At 68.0% G+C, this 22,773-nt stretch carries 20 protein-coding genes and 1 pseudogene; 14 read left to right on the forward strand and 7 right to left on the reverse strand.

All coding sequences use genetic code 11. The features are described from left to right. Positions 1-10: 10 nt before the first annotated feature. On the forward strand, positions 11-1,096 hold the full coding sequence (locus tag O6P37_RS23960) for an NAD(P)H-dependent amine dehydrogenase family protein (protein WP_269896421.1): 1,086 nt from the start codon (positions 11-13) through the stop codon (positions 1,094-1,096). Between the two features lie 12 nt (positions 1,097-1,108). Here the strand turns inward: O6P37_RS23960 and O6P37_RS23965 are convergent, their stop codons facing one another. From O6P37_RS23965 to O6P37_RS23990, 6 genes and pseudogenes are all read right to left on the reverse strand, one after another. Beyond that, complete coding sequence (locus O6P37_RS23965) at positions 1,109-2,371, reverse strand: TetR/AcrR family transcriptional regulator (protein ID WP_269896422.1); 1,263 nt, start codon at positions 2,369-2,371, stop codon at positions 1,109-1,111. 258 nt (positions 2,372-2,629) lie between these two features. Next, positions 2,630-3,919, reverse strand: a complete 1,290-nt coding sequence (locus O6P37_RS23970; protein ID WP_269896423.1) for an amidohydrolase family protein — start codon at positions 3,917-3,919, stop codon at positions 2,630-2,632. A 126-nt stretch (positions 3,920-4,045) separates the two neighbouring features. Next, complete coding sequence (locus O6P37_RS23975) at positions 4,046-5,389, reverse strand: TetR/AcrR family transcriptional regulator (RefSeq protein WP_269896424.1); 1,344 nt, start codon at positions 5,387-5,389, stop codon at positions 4,046-4,048. A 40-nt stretch (positions 5,390-5,429) separates the two neighbouring features. Beyond that, positions 5,430-5,660 (reverse strand): annotated as a pseudogene (locus O6P37_RS23980) (short-chain dehydrogenase); the annotation flags it as partial. A 35-nt stretch (positions 5,661-5,695) separates the two neighbouring features. After that, the gene (locus O6P37_RS23985) at positions 5,696-6,793 is read right to left on the reverse strand and encodes an acyl-CoA dehydrogenase family protein (RefSeq protein WP_269896425.1); all 1,098 of its coding nucleotides are present in this window, start codon (positions 6,791-6,793) and stop codon (positions 5,696-5,698) included. Then, complete coding sequence (locus O6P37_RS23990; RefSeq protein WP_269896426.1) at positions 6,790-7,947, reverse strand: acyl-CoA dehydrogenase family protein; 1,158 nt, start codon at positions 7,945-7,947, stop codon at positions 6,790-6,792. The genes O6P37_RS23985 and O6P37_RS23990 overlap by 4 nt, the downstream gene beginning before the upstream one ends. Positions 7,948-8,048: 101 nt before the next feature. Between O6P37_RS23990 and O6P37_RS23995 the strand changes: the two genes are divergently transcribed. The 9 genes from O6P37_RS23995 (at position 8,049) to O6P37_RS24035 (ending at position 19,055) form a co-directional block, all read left to right on the forward strand. Then, entirely contained in the window at positions 8,049-9,758 is a 1,710-nt protein-coding gene (locus O6P37_RS23995; RefSeq protein WP_269896427.1) for a nitric oxide reductase activation protein NorD, read from the forward strand. A gap of 140 nt (positions 9,759-9,898) precedes the next feature. Beyond that, positions 9,899-10,741, forward strand: a complete 843-nt coding sequence (locus O6P37_RS24000) for a CbbQ/NirQ/NorQ/GpvN family protein (RefSeq protein WP_269896428.1) — start codon at positions 9,899-9,901, stop codon at positions 10,739-10,741. Positions 10,742-10,834: 93 nt separating this feature from the next. Next, entirely contained in the window at positions 10,835-11,950 is a 1,116-nt protein-coding gene (locus tag O6P37_RS24005; RefSeq protein WP_269896429.1) for an ABC transporter substrate-binding protein, read from the forward strand. A gap of 4 nt (positions 11,951-11,954) precedes the next feature. Beyond that, complete coding sequence (locus O6P37_RS24010) at positions 11,955-13,094, forward strand: spirocyclase AveC family protein (protein WP_269896430.1); 1,140 nt, start codon at positions 11,955-11,957, stop codon at positions 13,092-13,094. After that, positions 13,087-14,100 carry an SDR family oxidoreductase gene (locus O6P37_RS24015; RefSeq protein WP_269896431.1) on the forward strand — a complete coding sequence of 338 codons (1,014 nt, stop codon included), beginning with the start codon at positions 13,087-13,089 and terminating at the stop codon, positions 14,098-14,100. The genes O6P37_RS24010 and O6P37_RS24015 overlap by 8 nt, the downstream gene beginning before the upstream one ends. Positions 14,101-14,129: 29 nt before the next feature. Next, the gene (locus O6P37_RS24020; RefSeq protein ID WP_269896535.1) at positions 14,130-15,578 is read left to right on the forward strand and encodes an aldehyde dehydrogenase family protein; all 1,449 of its coding nucleotides are present in this window, start codon (positions 14,130-14,132) and stop codon (positions 15,576-15,578) included. A 27-nt stretch (positions 15,579-15,605) separates the two neighbouring features. Further along, the gene (locus tag O6P37_RS24025; RefSeq protein WP_269896432.1) at positions 15,606-16,820 is read left to right on the forward strand and encodes a cytochrome P450; all 1,215 of its coding nucleotides are present in this window, start codon (positions 15,606-15,608) and stop codon (positions 16,818-16,820) included. An 8-nt stretch (positions 16,821-16,828) separates the two neighbouring features. After that, positions 16,829-18,133 (forward strand): cytochrome P450, encoded by a 1,305-nt coding sequence (locus tag O6P37_RS24030; RefSeq protein ID WP_269896433.1) that lies wholly within the window; start codon positions 16,829-16,831, stop codon positions 18,131-18,133. A 43-nt stretch (positions 18,134-18,176) separates the two neighbouring features. Next, on the forward strand, positions 18,177-19,055 hold the full coding sequence (locus O6P37_RS24035; RefSeq protein ID WP_269896434.1) for a mycofactocin-coupled SDR family oxidoreductase: 879 nt from the start codon (positions 18,177-18,179) through the stop codon (positions 19,053-19,055). Positions 19,056-19,071: 16 nt separating this feature from the next. On the opposite strand, the gene O6P37_RS24040 is transcribed toward O6P37_RS24035, so the two are convergent. Then, a complete protein-coding gene (locus tag O6P37_RS24040; protein WP_269896435.1) occupies positions 19,072-19,719 on the reverse strand; it encodes a TetR/AcrR family transcriptional regulator in 648 nt (215 codons plus the stop codon). An 87-nt stretch (positions 19,720-19,806) separates the two neighbouring features. Between O6P37_RS24040 and O6P37_RS24045 the strand changes: the two genes are divergently transcribed. The 4 genes from O6P37_RS24045 (at position 19,807) to O6P37_RS24060 (ending at position 22,772) form a co-directional block, all read left to right on the forward strand. Next, positions 19,807-19,935, forward strand: a complete 129-nt coding sequence (locus tag O6P37_RS24045; protein ID WP_269896436.1) for a hypothetical protein — start codon at positions 19,807-19,809, stop codon at positions 19,933-19,935. Beyond that, positions 19,932-20,720, forward strand: coding sequence for a spirocyclase AveC family protein (locus tag O6P37_RS24050; RefSeq protein ID WP_269896437.1), 789 nt, complete (start codon positions 19,932-19,934; stop codon positions 20,718-20,720). The genes O6P37_RS24045 and O6P37_RS24050 overlap by 4 nt, the downstream gene beginning before the upstream one ends. Before the next feature lie 33 nt (positions 20,721-20,753). After that, positions 20,754-21,956 (forward strand): cytochrome P450, encoded by a 1,203-nt coding sequence (locus tag O6P37_RS24055; RefSeq protein ID WP_269896438.1) that lies wholly within the window; start codon positions 20,754-20,756, stop codon positions 21,954-21,956. A 75-nt stretch (positions 21,957-22,031) separates the two neighbouring features. Then, the gene (locus O6P37_RS24060) at positions 22,032-22,772 is read left to right on the forward strand and encodes an HAD-IIA family hydrolase (protein ID WP_408633245.1); all 741 of its coding nucleotides are present in this window, start codon (positions 22,032-22,034) and stop codon (positions 22,770-22,772) included. Position 22,773 lies beyond the last annotated feature (1 nt).

Consider the following 22,773-nt stretch of genomic DNA (forward strand, 5'->3'; position numbering starts at 1 on the left):
AGGAGCTGTCGTGCAGAGAGTTTCGAACCCCCCGCTGCGCACCGTCGTCTGGTCGACCGGCGGGGTCGGGGCCATCGCAATCGACGCGATCGCCCGCAGGCCCGACCTGGAACTGGCCGGGGTGTGGGTGCATTCGCCGGAGAAGGTCGGCATGGACGCCGGTGAACTCGCCGGACGGGAGCCGCTCGGGGTGACGGCCAGCGACGACGCCGATGCGCTGATCGCCCTGCGGCCCGACTGCGTCGTGTACGCAGCCAGCGGGCCGCAACGCGACTCCGGCGCGGTACCGGACTATGTGCGCCTCCTCGCCGCCGGGATCAACGTGGTGTCGACGTCGTCGACCAGCCTGGTCTATCCGCCGGCCTACTACTCGCCGGAGTGGCGGGACCAGCTGCAGGAGGCGGCGACATCGGGGCAGGCCTCGCTCTACGCTTCGGGTATCTTCCCGGGGTTCGGCTCCGACCAGCTCGCACTGCTACTCGCCACACAGTCCAAGAAGATCGACGTCATCACGGTCACCGAGATCGCCCTCAACGACCACTACCCGGTGGCGGACGTGATGATGGATGGGATGGGGTTCGGCAGGCCGCTGCAATTCGAACCGATGCTCAAGACACCGGGTTTCATCGAGATGGCCTGGAAGGCACCGATTCAACTGATGGCCGAGGGCCTGGGGGCCGAGGTCACCGAGGTGCGCGGCACGCTGGACCGGCGTATCACCGACCGCGACATCGAGGTCGCGTTCGGCACCATCCCGGCGGGCACCTGCGGCGCGGTGCGCACCAGGGCGGCCGGTGTGGTCAACGGACGCGAGGCGGTGGTGGTCGAGCACATCATCCGGATGGCGCGCGACGTCGCGCCGGACTGGCCGGCTTCGGAATTCGACGCAACGTACCGGGTCGACATCTCGGGCGATCCCGACATCCACTGTGCGATGAACCTCGGCGCCGCCGAGGGGCACGGCGCCGGCCGGGCCGCGATGGCGGCCACCGCGATGCGCGTGGTCAACGCGGTCCCGTACGTGGTCGACGCTCCTGCCGGTCTGCTCAGCTCGCTCGACCTGCCGAACACCCTGCCTCGCTACGCCTTCGAGTGAGCGGCGCTTGAGCTAGCCCGCGGTCACGCCGCGCAGGCTGGTGTCGCGGACGTGGATCAGAGAGGCCCTCGTCCCGATGTGGCGCAGGATGTTCTCCGGAATCCAGCTAACGCCGATCACCGACCGCGCCAGCATCTCGAGAGAGGGACTGGAGATCGTGATCTCACCGTCGCGGACAGCCTGCGCCAACAGGGCTCTCATCTGGCGTAACCGTTTGGCGTAGAGCCAGCCCGGGTTGGGGGTGTCCGGTGGGGCCAGCCGCATCCACGCGAGCTGGATCCGGAATTCGTCGCCGAACCGGTCCAGGGCGTTGGTGTGGATCCAGCTGATCGCGTCGAGCTTCTCGATCGCGGACGACTCCGACTGCAGCACACCGGTCCAGCCGACGGCGATCTTCTCGCCGAACGACCGCATGATCGCGGCCAGCAGTTGGTCCTTCGATCCGATCAACCGGTAGACGGTCCCGGTGCCCAGCCCGGTCGCCGCGGCGATGTCGCGCACAGTGGTGTTCTCGTAGCCGCGCCTGCCGAACTCGCTGCGAGCCACCGCGCGGATGTGCGACGTCCTGGCGTCGACCCCGGCGTCGACGTCACTCTGCCACGTGTCGACCACGTGGTCGGCCGCGACGAAGGCGGCCGACGCGTCGAGTGCGGCGTCGGTGGGCCGCCCGTCGGCGACGCCGTCGAGCAGGATGCGGCACAACAGGACGGCGGTCTTGTCGGTTGCGGCCCTGTGGCGCATGACATCGAGCCCGACCTGCAGCATGGTCGAGCAGATCCGGTCGGCCAGCACGGACAGATCGACGTCGGCGCGCAGGTATCCGCTCCAGCGCGCCGCCCGCAGCGTCTGCGCCATGGCGTCCAGCGTGGCTGTCGGCCGCAGGCCGGCCAGATCGACGAGTTCGGGATTGGGACTCGGACTTTCGTAAAACGACATCTGCAGGGCCGCACGGTGTGCGACCGCGCAACGAGCGATGGCGGTGCCGAGTTCCACGATCCGTTCGGAGGCCGCCCTGGGGTCTGGTTCGTCCAGCCGGTCCTGCGCGCGCGCGGCAATGCGGTCGAGATCGTCGTGGTAGCGCCGCAGCAACTCGACCAGCAGCGACTCCTTCGAGTCGAAGTGGTGATAGAGGCTGCCGGGGAGAATGCCTGCGGCGTCGGCGATCTCCTGCAGGGAGGTGCGAAGGCCTGACGTGGCGATCAGAGTTGCTGCGGTCTGCAGGATCTCGGTGCGGCGGGTGCCGTCGTCATGAGCAAGCCCAGTGGATTGACGCAAGCCGGAACGTGGGCCGGGGGCACGCCTCGGCGCGCTGCGCGGCCCCGCCGTCACGTGCGAACGCCCCACGACATCTCCACGAGCCCCTACTCCCGTCGCGACGACATCCGGCGGCGAGGGCGAATCCCGCCGGCGAACCGACCCAATGTTTGCTTCACGCTACCAGAGGGCACCGTCCCCTGAGGTGTCTGGTCATCGCGAAACCGCCGGTAGAGGCCGTGCGGGGGCATGCGGTGGACGGGCGGCGGGTTTACCCCGTCACGACGACGACACCGGCAGGCCCTTGGCGAGATCCAGGACCGTCACTGTGTCGGTGCCCGTTTTCTTCAGTCGTTCGGACGACCGGAAGCCGAGATCGACATCGGTCGCCTGAGCGCGCAGTGCGGCGACCGTCACCTGGTCCTTGGGCAGATGGGAGAACATGTCGAAGGAATACAGCCGCAGCGCGTTCTCGTGGGTGATCTTGTCCACCTCGACGTCACTGACGCCGTCCAGGTAGAGGGCAAGCGTTTCCGGCGCCACCGGCCAGGTGGAATCAGAGTGCGGATAATCGCATTCCCATGCCACCATGTCCATGTTCAGCTTGTGACGCGTCTCGATGCCGAAGCTGTCGTCGATGAAGCACAGCGCGATGCGGTCGAGGAACACCTCGCTCGGGAGCTTGTCGCCGAAGTCCTGGTGGGTCCATGCACGGTGCATGGAGTACACGCGGTCGATCCGCTCCAGGAAGTAGGGCACCCAACCGATGCCGCCCTCGGAGAGTGCGAAGGTGAGGTCGGGGAACCGGCGCAGCGTGGGCGACCAGATGAGATCTGCCGCGGCCTGCACGATGCTCATCGGTTGCAGGGTCATCATCGTGTCGACCGGGGCGTCGACCGAAGTGATGACCACGCTCGACGACGAACCGATGTGCAGGTTGACGATGGTGTTGGTGTCACTGCAGGCCTGCCAGAACGGATCCCAGTGCGGATCGTGCAGCGACGGGTACTGCAGTTTGGTCGGATTCTCCGAGAAGGTGACCGCATGGCAGCCCTTCTTGGCGACCCGGCGGACCTCGTCGGCCATCAGTTCGGGGTCCCAGATCGGCGGGAGCGCCTGCGGGATCATCCGGCCGGGATACGCGCCGCACCATTCGTCGATGTGCCAGTCGTTGTAGGCGCGAAGCACGGCCAGGCCGAGGTCCTTGTCCTGGGCGCGGGCGAAGTACTGACCGCAGAACTGGGGATAGGAGGGAAAGTTCAGCGCGGCGGCCACCCCGTTGGCGTTCATGTCGCGGATGCGTTCGTGGATGTCGTAACAGCCTTCGCGAATCTCGCTGAGCTTCGTGGGCTCGGCGCCGTACTCGTCCGGCGGGCGGCCCGCTACGGCGTTCAGGCCGACGTTCGTCGCCTCCTGGCCCTCGAAGACCCAGGCATCCGTGCCGTCGGCGCGCTGAATCAGTTTGGGCACATCGTCTTTGTACTTGTCGGGGATGTGGCCCTCGAACATGTCGGGCGGTTCGACGAGATGGTCGTCCACCGAGACCAGTACGAAATCGTTCATCTCCATGCGGACCGACGATAGCGCGGAACGAATGTTTGGTCAACCTCAATGGCGGTCCGGGGCCGGTCTGGTGGAACGGGGATCCAATGACGAGCGGGACGGCGACCCAAGGGTGCGATCGGCGACTCGGATTCAGATATCGCGGACCGTGATTCCGCGCAACGTGGTGTCGCGCGCGAGGACCAGCGCGTTGCGGGTGCCGATCTCCTGCAGGATGTTCTCCGGGATCCACTGCTCACCGATGATGCACCGGCTCAACATGTCGGCGGTCGGGCTGTCGACCCGGATGTCGTCGGCGCGCAGACCCTCGGACAGCAGCGCCTTCATCTGACGGATCCGGGTGGCGAACGACCAGGCAGGGTTGGCCGAATCGGGGGGCGAGTGCCGCAGCCAGGCCAGCTGGATCCGGAACTCGTCCGGGAACTGGTCGAGCGCGTTGATGTTCAGCCAGCTCAAGGCGTCGAGCTTCTCCACCGTCGTGGAGTCCGTGCGGACGATCGCCGCCCACCCACCGCCGACCTTGTGGCCGAACTCCAGCATGATCGACATCAGCAACTCGTCCTTGGAGCCGATGATGCGGTACACCGTGCCGGTGCCCAGGCCGGCGGCCGACGCGATGTCGCGGATGGTCGTCATCTCGTAGCCGCGACGGCCGAACTCCGCGCGCGCCACCGCGCGCAGGTGAGAGGCCTTCAGGTCGGTGTCGTCCTCGGTGTCGACCCAGCTGTCGATGATCTCCTGGGCGGCGGCGAAGGCGTGCGACCGGTCCAGGTCGGCGTCCAGTGGCGCGGTGGCGGCGAGGCCGTGCAGGGCGATCCGGCATTTCAGCGCGGCGACGTCATCCGACGCCGCGTTGTGCCGGATGACGTCGAGGCCGACGTGCAGCATGCTCTGACAGAGTCGGTCGGCGAGGGTGGGCAGGTCGACATCGGACCGGATCTCGCCACGCCAGCGCCCTGCGCGCAGCGTCTGCAGCATCGCGGCCTGGATCTTCGATGGTGCCAGGGTGGTCAGCTCGCGCAGCTCAGGATCGTTGCTCGGTCCCTCGAAGAAGGACATCTGTAGCGCGGCGCGGTGCTCTACCGCGCACCGGGCGATGGCACGGCCGAGTGCGGTCAGCTGTTCGGCGACCGGCCGGGGGTCGGCATCGTCGACGCGGGCCAGGGCGATGTCGCCGATGCGGTCGAGGTCCGCGTGGTACAGCCGGATCAGCTCGACGAGGATGGCTTCCTTCGATTCGAAATGGTGGTACAGGCTGCCCGCGAGAATTCCTGCGGCGTCGGCGATCTGTTGCAGAGAGCTGCGCAGGCCCGAGGTGGCGAAGACAGAATTCGCGGTCTGGAGGATCTCGGTGCGGCGGGTCGCGTCGACCGACGGCGGATCGGTGACGGCGGCGAGGCGCTTGCCGCCCTGGGTATTCTTCGCCGCAGGACGACTGCGTCTGGTGTTGCGCCCTCTGGCGTCCGCGCCCGTCATCACTGCAGATCCTAGCTTCAACTCGCGGAACCGAGGGGGCTCAGCCCGCGGGTTCGGGGAAGGCGACCTCGGCGTCGTCGGGCATCGTGCTGATACCCCGTCGCTCGCACACCTGCAGCACCTCGTCGACGATCGACTCCGGCACGATGAAGCGGTCGGTGGCCGACACCTCGTCCAGGTGCGCCTCGATGTCCTCGGCGATGGGATCGCTCGCCGCATCGGCCAGCCAGCCGTCGCCGATTCCCACGAACACCCGTGCGTAGCGACCGGCGCCGGTCACCACTGCGACCTGTCCAGTGAAGTCGATCATGCCGTCCTCCCGACGAGTTCGCGTCCGAGCCGCTCGGCGTGACCGCCCGGCGATCCGAGGAACCGGCTGAATCCCAGTAGCCGGCGCAGATACAGCTGGGCGTCGTGCTCCCAGGTGAACCCGATCCCGCCGAACACCTGGATGGCCGTGTCGCCGACCCCGGCCAACCGGCCGGCGAACGCCTTGAGGCGCAGCGCCGCCCGGTGTCGCTCGGCACGGTCGGCGGCATCGGCGGCCCACAGGGCGTGGGCGACACCGCTGCGCGCGAGCTCCACGGTCTCGTACATGTCGACGCACAGGTGCGCGACGGCCTGGAAACTGCCGATGGGGGCGCCGAACTGATGACGGACCTTCGCGTGGTCGACCGTCATCTGCAGCACCCGTCCGGCCGCGCCGAGCGCGTCGGCCGCCCAGGCGATCAGCAGGTCGTCGACGAGGGCCTCGACGGCGCGCTGGTCGGCCACGGCGACGCGATCGCCGCGAGCACCGTCGAGGTCGACCCGGAACAGCCTGCGCGTCAGGTCGATCGCGGCGTCGGCGGTGACGCCGACCTGCGGGGAGGCCATCGGCACCGCGACCAGCGCAGGCCGTGGGTCCCCGCCGACCACCAGGAGTACGTCCGCGGTGGCGGCGTCGGGAACCCCAGCGATTGACCCGTGCACAGTGACGGACCCCTCGCGTTCGGTGAAGGTCGGCGCATCGCCGTCGGCCGGGGCGGCCACCGTGACCGTCAGCGAGCCGTCGGCGATGCCGCCGAACAGTTCGGCAGCGCGGTCACCGTCGGCGCCGAACCTGGTGAGCGCCCGCGGCGCGGCCACCGCGGTGGACAGCAGAGGGCCGGAATACAGTGCGGCGCCGAGCTCTTCGCACACCAGGCCGGCGTCGGTCATCGCCATCGCCTCGCCGCCGTGTTCCACCGGAACCAGCAGCGCCGTCGCGCCGAGGTCAACCAGACCCCGCCAGACCTCGTCGGTGGTGCCCCGGGGATCGCCGAGCATGGGCCGCACGTGCGTCGAGATGCCCGCCCGGTCGGACAGGTACCGGCGCACGGTGTCGCGCAGGGCGAGTTGTTCGTCGCTGAGCTCGAGGTTCATCGGCGCGGCAGTCCCAGCACCCGTTGGGCGGTGATGTTCTTGTTGATCTGGGTGGTCCCACCCGCGATGGTCAGCGCGTGGGAGGTCAGCCGGAACTCGTCCCACCGTCCCGCGGCGGCGCCGGGATCCAGCGTGTCGAATGCCAGCGCGGCCATGTCCTTGCCGATGTCGCCCCAGACCGACTTCGCCAAGCTGGCAGTGGCGAACCCGTCGCCGCCGCTCATCCCGGCCGAGATGGACCGCAGGCAGAGCACCTCGAGGAACGCGATCCGCACGTCGAGTTCCCCCAGCCGGCGCAGCGTGGCCGGGTCGTCGAGCGCGGATCCGTTCGCGCCGCGGGTCGCCGCGATATCGGTCACGAGAGCGGCCATGCGAACCTGCATCTCGGCGTACAGCCGCGCGGCCGCCGCGCGTTCGAAGCTCAGCGTGGTGGTGGCCACCTGCCAGCCCTGGTTCAGCGGGCCGAGCAGCGCGTCCGCGGGTACCCGAACGTCGTCGAAGAAGACCTCGGCGAAGTCGGCGCTGCCATTGAGCGTGACGAGCGGGCGCGCCTCGATGCCGGGCAGCGTCATGTCCACGATGAGACACGAGATGCCCTTGTGCTTGGGTGCTTCCGGGTCGGTGCGCACATACAGCTGACACCAGTCGGCGCGGTGCCCGAGGGAGGTCCAGATCTTCTGGCCGTTGACGACGAAGTGGTCGCCGTCGCGGACGGCCCGGGTGCGCAGCGCGGCCAGGTCCGAGCCGGCCTCTGGCTCGGACATGCCCTGACACCAGATGTCGTCGGCGCGCAGCATCCGGGTGAGCAGGTGCTCCTTCTGGGCGTCGGTGCCGTACTGCATGATCGCCGGGGCGATGTTGTTGATGCCGATGATGTTGAGCGGGTTGGGCACGCGCGCCCGCGTCGTCTCCTCGGCGTAGACCAGCTGCTCCAGCGGGGTGGCGCCGCGGCCGCCGTACTCCCGGGGCCAGGACACGGCGGCCCAGCCGGCGTCGGCGATGGTGGCGTTCCACTCGCGCAGCGTCGCGAACGCGCCGTCGTCGGCGCCGCGGCGGTCGTTGCTGTCGATGACCACGTCGGTCAGGTGGGCGGACAGCCAGGCCCGCAACTCCTTGCGGAACTGCTCGGCCTCGGGCGGGTACGAGAAATCCACGGCTGTCGGCGCCCTCCGGTTGATTGACTCGGGTGGGTGCGAACTCTACGGTGGAACAGATATTTGGTCAACGGAGCTGGTGCGCGAGCGGAGGTGGTCCGATGGCCGGCGGCACGGCCGACGTCGACGGTGGCGTCGACGGCAACCGGTTCTGCGGACTCGCGATGCTTGCCTCCGCGCTGGCGCACCGGGCGATGGCGGTGGCACCGGGGGAGCCGGGTGAGCCGCCGTGGACCGACGGCGACACCGTGTTCGTCGACCCCGTGGCCGATGCCCGCGCGCACCTGGAGTCGGTGGCGGTGCAGGCCTCCCTCGTCGCCGCGGGCAGCCTCACGCCGGATGTCGTCACCGCGCTGGTGCGTCATCCGCGGACCGCCCGCCGCTATCTGGCCGTCGAGGGTCACCGCGCCCTGGTCGCCAACGACGCATTGCTCCCCGCGGTGCTGGGCACGGTCGCCGATCGTGCCGAGGGCGGGCGCAGCGACTCGGCCGCCGCGTCGCTGGCGATCGCGTCGTCGCGCGACGCCGTCGGCGAGGCACCGGTGTGCTTCGGGGTGATCCGCCCGAAGAAGGTGCTGGCGGCGAGCCGGCGGGCGGCGGCGCAGGTGGACCACGAGACCCCCGGGCACGTCCCGAGGCGCACCGACGAGAAGCAGGCCCTCGAAGAACTCGACGACGGCGAATCCGACGACACCGACCACCCCGATATGTTCACCAGCCCCGTCGGTGGGGGCGGCGCCCTGGGCAAGTGGTTCAAGAAGATGTTGTCGTCAGTCCGCAAGACGGGCAGCGGCGGCGGACCGCCGGGCGCGGATTCGCCGACACACCGGGTCAATTCGGCGAACCGGGGCGCGAACGCGGTGTCCTCCTCGGCTCCCGTGTCGGCCGAGGAGGGGGCCGACATCGCATCGGACGGTGTCACCTACCCCGAGTGGGACGTCCGACGCAGGAGTTACCGGCCGGACTGGTGCACCGTGCGGGAGGTCGACCCGCAGGTCAAGGCGTCGGCGCCGCAGGGGATCGACGGTGCCATCGGGGTACGCAGGCCTCTTGCGCGGCTCGGCACGGGACTGCACCGCCGCCACCGCCAGGCCCAAGGCGACGACATCGACATCGACGCGGCCGTGGAGGCGCGGGTCGAGGCGAGGGCCGGGTCGGTACCGGATGAGGCGGTCTACCTCGACAGCCTGCGCCGGCGCCGGGACCTGTCCGTGCTGCTCCTGCTCGACGTGTCCGGTTCCACCGCCGAACCGGGAACGGTCGGCCGGACGGTGCACCAGCAGCAGCGCGAGGCGGTCGCGCACCTAGTGGTCGCCCTGCACGATCTCGGCGACCGCGTCGCGCTCTACGGGTACTTCTCGGCCGGGCGCAAGGACGTGACGATGGTGCCGGTCAAGCGGTTCGACGACCACGTCGACATCGGTGTGATCAAGAAGCTCAACAGCCTCGAACCGGGTGCGTACTCCCGGCTCGGAGCGGCGATCCGGCACGGGTCGTCGGTGGTGGAGTCGCGTGGCGGCACGTCGAGGAGGCTGCTCGTAGTGGTCTCCGACGGGCTGGCCTACGACCACGGGTACGAGCGTGAGTACGGCGCGGCGGATGCCAGGCGCGCGCTCACCGAGGCCCGTCGCCGGGGCACCGGCTGCGTGTGCCTGACGGTGGGCGCGAACACCGACGTGACCTCGTTGCGGCGGGTGTTCGGCACCGCCGCACACGCCACGATCGGCCGGCCTGACCAGCTCGCGGGGGTGATCGGCCCGCTGTTCCGTTCGGCGCTGCGCGCGGCGGAGGTCCGCCGCCGCGTGGCATGAGATTCGGCCCCGATGCTGATCTGCTGCGGCGGAATGCTGTTGAACCGCGGGTCCGACCCGATCTGTCCGAACTGTTGAAAACAAACATCTGTTCCGGCTAGTGTCGACCCATCGCGACGACGCGGTGGAGGAGGTGCGCGATGGCAGGCGAACTCGGGCTGGTCGCCCGGAACGGCGCACATGGGCCGTCCGGTGAGGAAAGTCCGTACTACGCGCCGGTCGGCAACGAGGAGGCCGTCTTCACGGCGGCGTACCGCCAGGGCCTCTCGGTGGTGCTGAAGGGCCCGACCGGGTGCGGTAAGACCCGGTTCGTCGAGGCGATGGCCCACCGGCTCGGCCGTCCCCTGATCACCGTCGCCTGCCATGACGACCTGACCACCGCGGACCTGGTCGGCAGATACCTGCTGCAGGGTGACGAGACGGTGTGGGTGGACGGTCCGCTGACCCGCGCGGTCCGCGAGGGCGCGATCTGCTACCTGGACGAGGTGGTCGAGGCCCGGCAGGACACCACGGTGGTGCTGCATCCGCTCGCCGACCATCGCCGTCAGCTGCCGATCGAACGGCTCGGGGTGACCCTCGACGCGGCGCCCGGCTTCGGATTGGTGGTCTCGTACAACCCCGGCTACCAGAGTGTGCTGAAGGATCTCAAGGATTCGACGCGACAGCGCATGGTGGCCATCGAGTTCGGTTTCCCCGCACCCGAGCTGGAGGAGCAGATCGTCGCGCACGAAGCCGGCGTCGACGCGGACACCGCGGCCGAGCTGGTGCGCTTCGGGCAGGCGATTCGTCGGCTGGAGACCGGGGGGCTGCGCGAGGTGGCCTCCACCCGGGTGCTTGTGGCGGCGGGGCGCCTCACCGTGGAGGGGCTGACCATGCGCGAGGCCGCGACCGCTGCGATCGCCGGCCCGCTCACCGACGACGCGGTGGTGAGCCGCGGCCTCGCCGAGATGATCGACGTGTACCTCGCGGCACCGGCCGGGTGATTGACGCTGCCCAGCGGCGCCGCTAGGGTCTGAACAAATATTAGGTCAGTTCGGAATCGCGACAGCACACCGCCGGCCGACCGAGGAGGTCAGATGTCGTACGAGAGCACTGCGGAGCCCATCAAGGTCGGTTACTTGATGGATTTCACACTGCCTCCGGGGTTTCCGGACGAGCTGAAGGCTTCGTTCACCCGGACCTTCGACCTGGTCTTCGAGGAGGCCGTCGCGCAGGGTGTGATGGACCGCCCCGTGCAGATGATCTACCGCGAGGTCGAGGGCCTGCCCAAGGGTTCGGTCAAGGCGGTGATCGATGCCTACGGCGAACTCGTCGACGAGGGTTGCCTGGTGGTGTTCGGGCCCAACATCACCGACAACTGCGTGCCGACGCGCGAGGCCATCGAGGAGCGCTTCAAGGTGCCCGCGATCAGCGTGACCGGCACCGACGACTGGCTGGGCGAGTGGACCTTCGCCTTCCCGCAGGGATCGATGACCGACGAACCCATCTTCCTGGCCGATCTCGTCGCCAAACGGGGCCTCACCGAGATCGGCGTGCTGGTCGAACAGAGCCTGATCGGCGAGAGCTACCTGCGCAACCTGCGAAGTGCATGCGCGCGCAAGGGAATTCGCATCGTCGCGGAGGCAGTCATCGCGCAGACGGCGCAGGACATCAACGCCGCGGTGAGCGTGCTACACGACGCCAAGGCCGAGGCGATCGTGCACCTCGGCTTCGGCTTCGGCGTCGTCTTCATCAACCCCGCCCTCGAGGCGGTGGACTGGGATCCGCCCCGGTTCACCACCACGGCGTTCCAGAACGCCTGGGTCAACCCGATCATGTGGAACGCCTTTCTCGGGTGGATCGGGGTGGATCAGTACGACGAGGGCAACGCGGTCGGGCAGGAATTCCTCGACCGCTACGCGCAGAAGTACGACGGCAGCAGGCCCGAGTACTGCGTGAGCGTGGTCAACCACGACGTCGCAGCCACCCTCGTGCGCGCGTTCAGCGACGCCCACCCGCTCAGCCCGCGCGGGGTCAAGGAGGCCCTCGAGCGGGTGAAGATGATGCCCGCCGCCTCGGGCGCGCCGGGAACCCTTGTCTCGCTGGGCAAGTGGACCCGGCGCGCCTGGATGGGGTCGGGCTACCTGGTGGCCCGCACGCTCGACGCCGACGGCGTCAACTCCCATCTCGTCGACCGTTTCGGTGAGGAGTGAGGACATGACCACCAAGGACACCGCGCCCTCGGTCTCGCCCGGCGACGCGTCGCCCGCGCCGGCGCGGAGAAGCTACGCCGGGTGGATCGCCTTCCTGGCGCTCATCGCGTTCTTCGCGCTGTTCGCACTCTCGTCCCGCCGGCATCTCGACCCCCGCGTCGGCAACCCGGACGTCGAGGGCCGGCCGCGACCGGTCGAGTTCCTGTTCGGGTTCGACCACTGGATCTACTTCCTCGAGATCGGCACCGTGCTGGCGCTCATCACGCTGGTGGCGGTCTTCGTCATCGGCTGGAAGCGCAACCCCGGTAGCCCGGTGATGCTGATGTTCCTGTGCACCACGCTGATCGTGTGGCAGGACCCGATCATGAACTGGGCGCCGTTCGCGGTGTACAACCCGGAGTTGCTGCACTGGCCGGAATCCTGGCCGCTGGTGTCCCTGTCGCCGACGGTGGAACCCTTCGTGGTGTTCGGCTACGTGATGTTCTACTTCGGCCCGTACTTCCCGGCGGTGGCGATCCTGCGGAGACTGCAGGCGCGGAAGGGTCCGACGGCGTTCGTATCCCGGCGGCCGCTCGTCAGCCTCGGCCTGCTGACGCTGGTGATCGGATTCCTCTTCGACGCGGCGCTCGAGATCTCCCTGGTTCACACCGGGATGTACATCTACTCCCAGGTGATCCCGTTCGGATCCCTGTTCGCCGGCACGACATTCCAATTCCCCCTGATCTGGGAATCGTTCGCCGTCTGCTTCGTGATGGTTCCCGCGGCGATCCTGTGTTACCGGGACGACACCGGCAAGTCGGTGGCCGAGAAGCTGGCCGCCAGAGCGCGATTCTTCCCGGCCAAACCGGTGCTCGGGACCTTCGTGGTGATGTTCGCGATCATCAACGTCTCCTACTTTGCCTACGGGGCCTGGTTCGCCGTGATCAAGGCCAGTGGCGCCGCGACCGCGGTGGCCTGCCCATGGCCCTATCCCGAGGCGAAGGTCTACGACCCGCAGGGGTACTACGAGAAGGAAGGCGCCAGAGGCCCCTTCTCCGTGGGCATCTGGTCCACCTGGATGAGTGGTCAGCCCGACGGACGGCCCGATGTCGAGCCACCGCCGCCCGGCGAAGGCACCTGCGCGAACGAGAACACCGATGGCTGAGCCGGGCGGTGTGCGCTGCGTCGTCATCACGGGCGCATCCCGCGGGTTGGGCTTCGCCTCGGCGAGCCACCTCTACGCGCAGGGCTGGCGGGTGGTCGCCGCGATGCGCACCCCTGACACCGCGATGCCGCGGCTGCGCGCAGCCACCGGTGCCGACGAACACGACGACCGGCTTATCGGGGTCGCGCTGGATCTCGGCGACCGGGCATCCATCGACGCCGCCGCCAAGGCGATCGAGGAGGCGGTGGGCGCGCCCTACGCCATCGTCCACAACGCGGGCATCTCCGCGGCGGGGATGGTCGAGGAGTCACCACCGGAGTTGTGGGAGGACATGTTCCAGACCCATGTCATCGGACCGCTCCAGCTGACTCAGGCCCTGCTGCCTGCCATGCGATCGGCGGGACGCGGACGCATCGTGATGGTCTCGAGCCAGGGCGGTGTGCGTGGGATGCCCGCCATCGCCGCGTACTCCGCGTCCAAGGGCGCCCTCGAACGGTGGGCCGAATCGATGGCTGGGGAGATCGCGCCGTTTGGCCTCGGGGTGACGGTACTGGTCGCAGGAACGTACGACACCGAGATCATCACCGACGCGGGCACCACCGACCTAAGGGACTTCGACGGCCCGTACATGCCGCTGCACATGAAGATCGACAAGCGCGGTCGGCTCGCGATGCGGATCGCGAGGTCGCCCGACAGGTTCGCGCGCGGGCTCGCCAAAGCACTCGATGACACCGCCCCCTACACCAAGCATCCCGTCGGCCCCGATGCCCGGATGCTGACGATGTCGAGCCGGATGTTGTCCCAAGGCGGGATGTACCAGATGAGCCGGGTCGCGATGGGGCTGCCGCGTCAGGGGGCGGTCCGCGACGGCACGGCGTCCCTGACGGTGTCGCAACGTCTGATGATCGCCGCCGCGAAGACCCTGCCCGCGTCGGTCATGCAGCGTGTTGCGCTGCTGGTGATGAAGATCAGTCCGCCACCTAAAGCCCCCGAGGAGAACCAGTGACGGCCGATGTGACGACCCACGAGTCCCGGATGCTGGTCGACGGCGAACTCGTCGACGGTGAGTCGGGCACCTTCGCCGTCATCAACCCGGCGAACGAAGACGTCGTCGGCGAGGTCGCCGACGCATCGGCCGCGGACATGAACCGGGCGATCGACGCCGCGCGCCGATCGTTCGACGGAACCGACTGGTCGACGAACCACCAACTGCGCCAACGGTGCCTGCTCCAACTCCACGAGGCGATCGAGGGCGAATCGGAGGAGCTGCGCGAGGAACTCATCCGTGAGGTGGGAGCACCCCGTGCGGTCACCCACGGCCCGCAGTTGGACGCGCCCTTGGCCGACGGGCTGAAGTATCCGGCCCGGCTGATCGACACCTTCTCGTGGGAGACCGACCTCGGTGACACGGTGGTGTCCGTCACCGGGGTCAACACCACGCGGAAGGTGTGGCACGAGCCGGTCGGGGTGGTGGGCGCCATTGTGCCCTGGAACTTCCCTTTCGAGGTGACAATCAACAAACTCGGCCAGGCACTGGCAGCGGGCAACACCGTCGTGCTCAAGCCCGCACCCGACACCCCGATGAACGCCACCCGGATCGGGCGGCTCATCGCCGAGAAGACCGACATCCCAGCGGGTGTGGTGAACGTGGTGATCGCATCGGACCACCTCGTCGGCGAGGAGCTGACGATCTCACCCAAAGTGGACATGATCTCGTTCACCGGATCGACCGCGGTCGGCAAGCGGATCATGGAAAAGGGCGCCGCGACCATGAAGCGGCTGTTCCTCGAACTCGGCGGCAAGTCGGCGACGATCGTGCTGGAGGACGCCGACTTCAACCTCGCCTGCCTGATCGGCATCGGCCCGCTGATGCATGCGGGACAGGGCTGCGCCGCGCCCACCCGGATGCTGCTGCCGCGCTCGCGGTACGACGAAGGCGTGGCGATACTGAAGAACCTCTACGAGAACATCGCCGCGGGCGATCCGCAGGACCCGGGAACCATCTGCGGCCCCGTCATCTCCGCCAGGCAGCAGGAACGCATCCTCGGCTACATCCGCAAGGGGGTCGACGAGGGCGCCACCCTGCTGGTGGGCAGCACCGAGGCGCCGACGCGGTTCGACAAGGGATTCTGGGTCGACCCGACCCTGTTCACCGACGTCGACAACGCGATGACGATCGCTCAGGAAGAGATCTTCGGACCGGTGCTGGCGGTCATCCCGTACGAGGACGAGGACGACGCCGTCCGGATCGCGAACGACAGTGCGTACGGCCTTGCCGGCAACGTGATGTCGAGTTCACTGGACCGCTCGCTGGCCGTTGCGCGGCGGTTGCGGGCCGGGTTCATCGGGCTCAACGGCACCGCGGGCTACGGCGCGGACACCCCGTTCGGGGGATATAAGGACAGCGGTGTCGGACGGCAGAACGGCCTCGTGGGATTCAGCCAGTACACCGAAGTCAAGTCAGTCGCCTACCCGGCCCAGTAGCGCGACCCGCACCAAAGGAGTTCATTCGTGGAGCAATTATTCGACGATCTCGAGGATTTCGGTTCCTTCGACGATGCCGTCTCAGGTGATGTGCGGGACCCGTATCCGGAACTGGCCCGGCTACGGCGCGAGGAGCCGATCCAGCGGATCGACATGTCCGCGATGCCCGGTGAGGAAGGCAAGCCCGTTTTCATCGTGTACCGCTACGAGGACGCGCAGCAGATGTTGCGCGACAACGTGACGTTCTCGTCGTCGGGGGTGATCGCGGCGTTCGGGCCGGTGCTCGGTGAACGCGTGATGCTCGGCATGGACGAACCGGTCCACGGCCGGCTGCGCGGCCTGGTGTCGAAGGCGTTCTCCCAGAAGTCCCTGGCGCGCTGGCAGGACGAGCTGGTGGGCCGTGTCGGGAACGAACTCATCGACGAGTTCGCGGCGAACGGCAAGGCGGACCTGGTGAAGGAGTTCACCTTCGACTATCCAAGCCGGATCATCGCAGGCCTTCTGGGTCTGCCGCAGGAGGACTATCCGCAGTTCCAGCGCTGGTCCATCTCGCTGCTGAGCTGGATCATGAACCCGGAGCGGGGACTCGCCGCGGCGGCCGCACTGTGCGACTACTTCGCGCCAATTCTCGAAGCCCGCAGGGCCGAGCCGAAGGACGACCTGATCAGCCTGCTCGCCGAGGCCGAGATCGACGGCGAGAAACTGACCGACGAGGAGATCTTCTCGTTCCTGAGGCTGCTGCTCCCCGCAGGCGTCGAGACCACCTACCGGTCGCTGGGCAACCTGCTCTTCGCGTTGCTCACCGACACAACCCAGCTCGACGCGATCCGCGCCGACCGGTCGCTGCTCCCGCAGGCCATCGAGGAAGCGGTGCGGTGGAATCCGCCCCTGCTCACGATCACTCGCACCACGACCTGCGATACCGAGCTCGGCGGGGTGCAGATCCCCGAAGGCTGTTCGGTGCTGCCGATGCTCGGGTCGACGAACCGGCAGGAGGACCGCTGGGAGAACCCGGACGACTTCGACATCTTCCGCGCCCCGAAGGGGAATCTCGGGTGGGGTCACGGCGTCCACGTGTGTCTCGGCATGCACCTCGCGCGGCTGGAGATGCGGACGGCGATCAACCTGCTGCTCGACCGGCTGCCCAACCTGCGGATGGACCCCGACGGGAACGACCCGCACATCCGCGGTCAGGTGTTTCGCTCGCCGACCGCACTGCCCGTACTCTTCGATCCCGCCTAGGAGCAGTGGTGACCGACACCCAGAACGACACCGAAGCCGATTCTGCGACCGACTTCGACAGCGTTGACTTCTTCACCGACGCAGCCCTGGTGCCCGACCCCTATCCCTACTTCGACCACCTGCGGTCGAAGTGTCCGGTGGCGCCGGCGACGCCGTTCGGCGTGCTCACTGTCACCGGGTACGACGAAGCGCTTGCGGTGTACAAGGATCCGGCGTTCTCGTCGTGCGTGTCGGTGGCGGGGCCGTTCTCCGGCCTGCCGTTCGGCGCCGACGGCAGTGACGACGTAGGCGAGCTCATCGAGGAGTACCGCGCCTCGGTGCCGATGGCCGAGCACATCACCTCCCAGGACCCGCCGCTGCACACCCGCACCCGCGGCCTGATGAACAAGCTGATCACGCCCAAGCGCCTCAAGGAGAACGAGGACTTCATGTGGCGGTTGGCCGATCAGCAACTCGATACATTCATCGAACGCGGAAGATCGGAGTTCCTGGCCGACTACGCCAAACCGTTCTCGCTGCTGGTGATCGCGGATCTGCTCGGCGTGCCTGCGGAGGACCACGACGAATTCAAGTCGGTCTTCGCGCTGGAGACGGTGGGGGAGTTGGGCAAAGAGGCGCCGACCACCCACAACCCGCTGCAGTGGCTGAACGACAAGTTCCACGCCTACATCGAGGACCGCAGGCGGACGCCGCGTGAGGATGTGTTGACCGAGTTGGCGGCGGCCAAGTACGAGGACGGGTCGACGCCGGACATCGAAGACGTGATGAACCTGTCGACGTTCCTGTTTGCGGCCGGCACCGAGACGACGACGAAGCTGGTCAGCTCCGCGGTCCGGTTCATCGGCGACAACCCGGGTTTCGAGGCCATGCTGCGCGACGACCGCAGCAAGATCCCGGCCTTCCTCGAGGAGACGCTCCGCATGGAGAGTCCGGTCAAGTCGCATTTCCGGATGGCGCGTACCACCACCTCCATCGGCGACGTCGAGGTGCCCGCCGGAACCACCGTGATGGTGCTGCCCGGCGCGTGCAACCGCGACGAGCGCAAGTTCGCCGATCCCGCGGAGTTCCGCCCCGACCGGCCCAACGTCCGCGAGCAGATCGCGTTCATCCGAGGCGTGCACTCGTGCCCGGGCGCGCCACTGGCCAGGGCGGAGGGGCGGATCTCGCTGCACCGGATCCTGGACCGGATGAAGGACATCACGATCTCCGAAGAGCACCACGGTCCGGCGCAGGACCGCCGGTATGCCTACGAGCCGACATTCATCATGCGGGGCCTGAGCGAACTTCACATCACGTTCACCCCGGTCGGTTAGGCCGGTCACCACACCCCGCTCGGCAGAAGAACAGGAGCATGACATGACCGGAAAGCTGGACGGCATGGTCGCTTTCATCACCGGCGCCGCCCGCGGACAGGGCAGGGCGCACGCGATCGCGATGGCCAGGGAGGGCGCCGACATCATCGCCGTCGACATCTGCCGCGACATCCCGTCGAACCCGTACCCGCTGGCCACACCCGACGACCTGGCCGAGACCGAGCGAGCGGTCAAGGGAATCGGTCGTCGGGTGGTGGCGCGGATCGCCGACGTACGCGAGCGCCACGAGCTGCGCGACGCCGTCGAGGCGGGCGTAGCCGACCTCGGCAAGGTCGACATCGTCGTCGCCAACGCCGGCATCCTGCCGATGGCGATGGGCAACCCCGATCCCATGGGATTCGTCGACGCGTCCGACGTCGACCTGCTCGGCGTGATGAACACCGTCGCCGTGGCCATCCCGCACCTGCCGGACGGTGCGTCGATCATCGTCACCGGGTCGACGGCGGGGATGATCCGCGGCACCACCACCAGCCCCGACATGGGGCCCGGCGGTGCCGGATACGGCTGGAGCAAGCGCATCGTGATGGAGTACGTCGACGAGATGTGCCTTCACCTGGCGCCCCGGATGATCCGTGTCAACGCGATCCACCCGACCAACTGCAATACCCACCTGCTGCAGAACGAGGGCATGTACGGCGTGTTCCGGCCCGACCTCAAGGCCGAGGGCAAGACGGCCACCCGAGAGGATGCCGAACCGCTGTTCAGCCTCTTCCAGGCCATGCCGATCCCGTACATCGAACCGGAGGACATGGCCAACCTCGGTGTGTTCCTCGCGAGCGAGGACAGTCGCTACATCACCGGCCAGCACATCCGCGTCGACGCCGGGTCACTGCTCAAGTGGCCCAACGGCCCCGGCGGCTAGAGCGGGTGTCCAGCGGTCAGTCGGGGCGGTGCAGGAAGCCGTGCAGGATCGCCTGCACGAGTTCGTCGACGATCGCCTCCCGCGGTGGTGGCGTGTTGCCGAAGAACGTCGACCGCAGCGCGACCATCCCCACGATCATCGACACCGTGGAGAGCGCAGGCAGGTCCGGCTGACTCGACTGCTTTCCCCGCAACTGCATGCCTTCGGCACTGATCCGGCCGAGCATGGCGAGCGAGCGGCGGATGTCGCCGATCCCGGTCGCCTCGGTGTCCTCGTCGCTGAGCCCGTCGGATGCGACGAGCGTGAGCAGCAGACCCTGGTGCTCGACGAGCACGTCGTAGAGCTGGCCGACGAACTGCCGCGACAGTTGCTCCTCATCGGTCTCGTCAGGAACGACAGCTCGCCAGGTGGCGGCGAACTCATCGAGGAAGCCGGTGAACGGCAGAACCAGGGCCTCACGGAAAAGGCCTGCCTTGGAGCCGAAGTGGCGGAACAACAGGTATTCGGTGACGCCGGCCGCCTCGGCGATCTCGCGGGTGGTGGTGCTGCGGTAGTCGCGGTGGGCGAACAGTTCGCGCGCGGCGTCGAGGAGGAGCCTGCGCGCCTCGCCCGGGGGCCGGCGCGCGCCTGCGCCGTTTCTCCTCGACGAGCTTCGCTCCGACACAGGAATTCACGATAGCCGTCCCTTGAGCGGGAGCTTGGTAATAGTGTTCACTATTAACACCGGATGTCGTCTGGAAGGGAACGTGCCGTGGGCCAACTCATCATGCTCGGAACGCTGTTCGGGTTGATCGCTCTGATATTCGGACTGGTGGTGTACTCCGACCCGGAGGCACGCGGACCCCGGCCCGACGCGGCCGTGCAGGACGCTGACCGATGAGCACCGAACTGACCCCGGCCCTGATCGCCGGCCTGTCCTTCGCCTATATCGGCGGAATCCTGTTCCTGGCCTACGGCATCTTCCTGAGCGTCCGGCGCGGGCGGCTGCATCCGCTGCTGCTGGTGTCGATCTCGGCGATTTCGTTCTCGTGGATCGAGGCGCCCTACGACTGGGCGATGTACGCGCAGTTCCCCCCGGCGCTGCCCCGCATGCCGTCGTGGTGGCCGATGAACCTGACGTGGGGCGGCGGCCTGCCGTCGGCCGTGCCGATCGGCTACATCGCCTACTTCGTGTTGCCCGGCCTGATCGGTGCTGCGCTCGGGCGCCGGCTGGTCGCACGATTCGGCTGGCGCAGGCCGCAGACGTTCCTGGCCGTCGGACTTCTCGTCGGATTCTGCTGGGCGCTGCTGTTCAACGCGTTCTTCGGACCCCGGCTCGGGGTCTTCTACTACGGCTACATCATCCCGGGTCTCGGCCTGTTCGAGGGCAGCAAGTACCAGTACCCGATCTACGACGCGATCGCGATGGGCGTGCAGGTGATGGTGTTCGCTTACCTGCTCGGACGCACGGACTCCGAAGGGCGCAACGTCATCGAATCCTGGTCGGACCGCAAGACCGCGAGCGTCGTCGGATCTTCGGTTCTGTCGGTCGTCGCCGTCGTCATCCTCGGACATGCGGTGTACGGCGCCGTGTTCGCCCCGCACCTGATCACGATGAAGGCCGGTTACGTGACCGAGGGGCCGAGCGAGCAGCTGTTCCCCGGCGTACCGAATCAGCCCAGATAAACCCGCACACAACATCTCCGGAAGGTTTCCACCGTGACCATCGATCCAGCCGTCGAGCTGTACTACGACCCCTTCGATTTCGCGATCGACGACGACCCCTACCCGATCTGGCGGCGGATGCGCGAGGAGGCGCCGCTGTACTACAACGAGAAGCACAACTTCTACGCGCTGAGCCGCTGGGATGACGTCACGAGGGCGCTGCCGGACTGGGAGACCTATCGGTCCGGGCGGGGCACGACTGCCGACATCCTGTTCAGCGGGATCGAGGTGCCGCCGGGCATCCTCCTCTTCGAAGACCCGCCCCTGCACGACCTGCACCGGCGGCTTCTGTCGCGGGTGTTCACCCCGCGCCGGATGCTGGCCGTCGAGGACCTGGTGCGTGACTTCTGCTCGCGCGCACTGGATCCGCTGCGCGATGCCGAAGGCTTCGACTTCGTCGCCGATCTCGGGGCGATCATGCCGATGCGCACGATCGGGTTCCTGCTGGGGATTCCCGAAGATGCCCAGCAGAACATCCGCGACCGCAACGACAAGAGCATCACGATGGCCTCGCAGGACGGCACCGCTGACCTGAGCCCGACGATATTCCAGGATTCGATCGCGCTGTTCGCCGAGTACATCGAGTGGCGGGCGACCCACCCGTCCGATGACCTGATGACCGAACTGCTCAACGCCGAGGTGGAGGAGCCCGGCGGCACGCGCCGCAGGCTGGAGCACAACGAGGTGCTCGCCTACACCGCGATGATCGCCGGCGCCGGTAACGAGACCACTGCGCGATTGATCGGAGCGATGGGTCAACTACTGGGGGAGCACACCGACCAGCGGCACGAACTCGTCGCCGATCATGCGCTGATCCCATCGGCGGTCGAGGAGAGCCTGCGGTACGAGCCGCCGTCGCCGGTACAGGCCCGCTACGTCGCCCGCGACGTCGAACACTACGGCCACACCGTGACCGAAGGTTCGTACATGTTGCTGCTCAACGCATCGGCCAACCGGGACGACAGCCGGTTCAGCGATCCCGACCGCTTCGACATCCACCGCACCGGCGGCCACCTGAGCTTCGGGCAGGGATTGCATTTCTGCCTCGGATCGGCGCTCGCGCGGCTCGAAGCCCGGGTAGCGTTCGAAGAGGTGCTCAAGCGGTGGACCGACTGGGACGTCGACTACGACAACGCCAGCAGGGCCCACACGTCCAGCGTGCGGGGCTGGGCACGACTGCCGGTACGTACCGGCTGATCATCAGCGCACAGGGCTTGCCACGGCTGACACACTGAACGGGTGCGTGACACACCGAAGTGCTGGCTCACCGACATGGACGGCGTCCTGGTCCGCGAGGAGCACGCCCTGCCGGGCGCGGCCGAGTTCCTGATGCGACTCACCGAACTCGAACGGCCGTTCCTCGTCCTGACGAACAACTCGATCTTCACCCCGCGCGACCTGGCCGCCCGGCTCTCGCGGTCGGGGCTCACGGTGCCGGAGAACTCGATCTGGACCTCGGCGCTGGCGACCGCGACCTTCCTCGCCGACCAGCTGCCCGGCGGGTCCGCCTACGTCATCGGCGAGGCCGGCCTGACCACCGCGCTGCACGAGGCCGGCTACACCCTCACCGACGTCGACCCCGACTTCGTCGTGCTCGGCGAGACGCGGACCTACTCGTTCGAGGCGATCACCAAGGCGGTCCGGCTGATCCTGAACGGCTCCCGGTTCATCGCGACCAATCCCGACGTCAGCGGGCCGTCGGCCGAGGGGCCGCTGCCTGCGACGGGTTCGGTGGCGGCGATGATCACCAAGGCCACCGGCCGGGAGCCGTACTTCGTGGGCAAGCCGAACCCGATGATGTTCCGTAGCGCACTCAACCGGATCGAGGCGCATTCGGAGAGCACCGTGATGGTGGGCGACCGGATGGACACCGACGTGGTGGCGGGGATCGAGGCGGGGCTGGAGACCATCCTGGTGCTCACCGGCTCCACGACGCAGGCCGACATCGAGCGATACCCGTTCCGGCCCAGCCGGGTGCTGCCGTCGATCGCCGAGGCCATCGAGCTCATCTGAC

Origin of the sequence: Mycobacterium hippophais, assembly GCF_027529605.1 — a bacterium.
Classification (GTDB): Bacteria; Actinomycetota; Actinomycetes; order Mycobacteriales; family Mycobacteriaceae; genus Mycobacterium; species Mycobacterium arseniciresistens.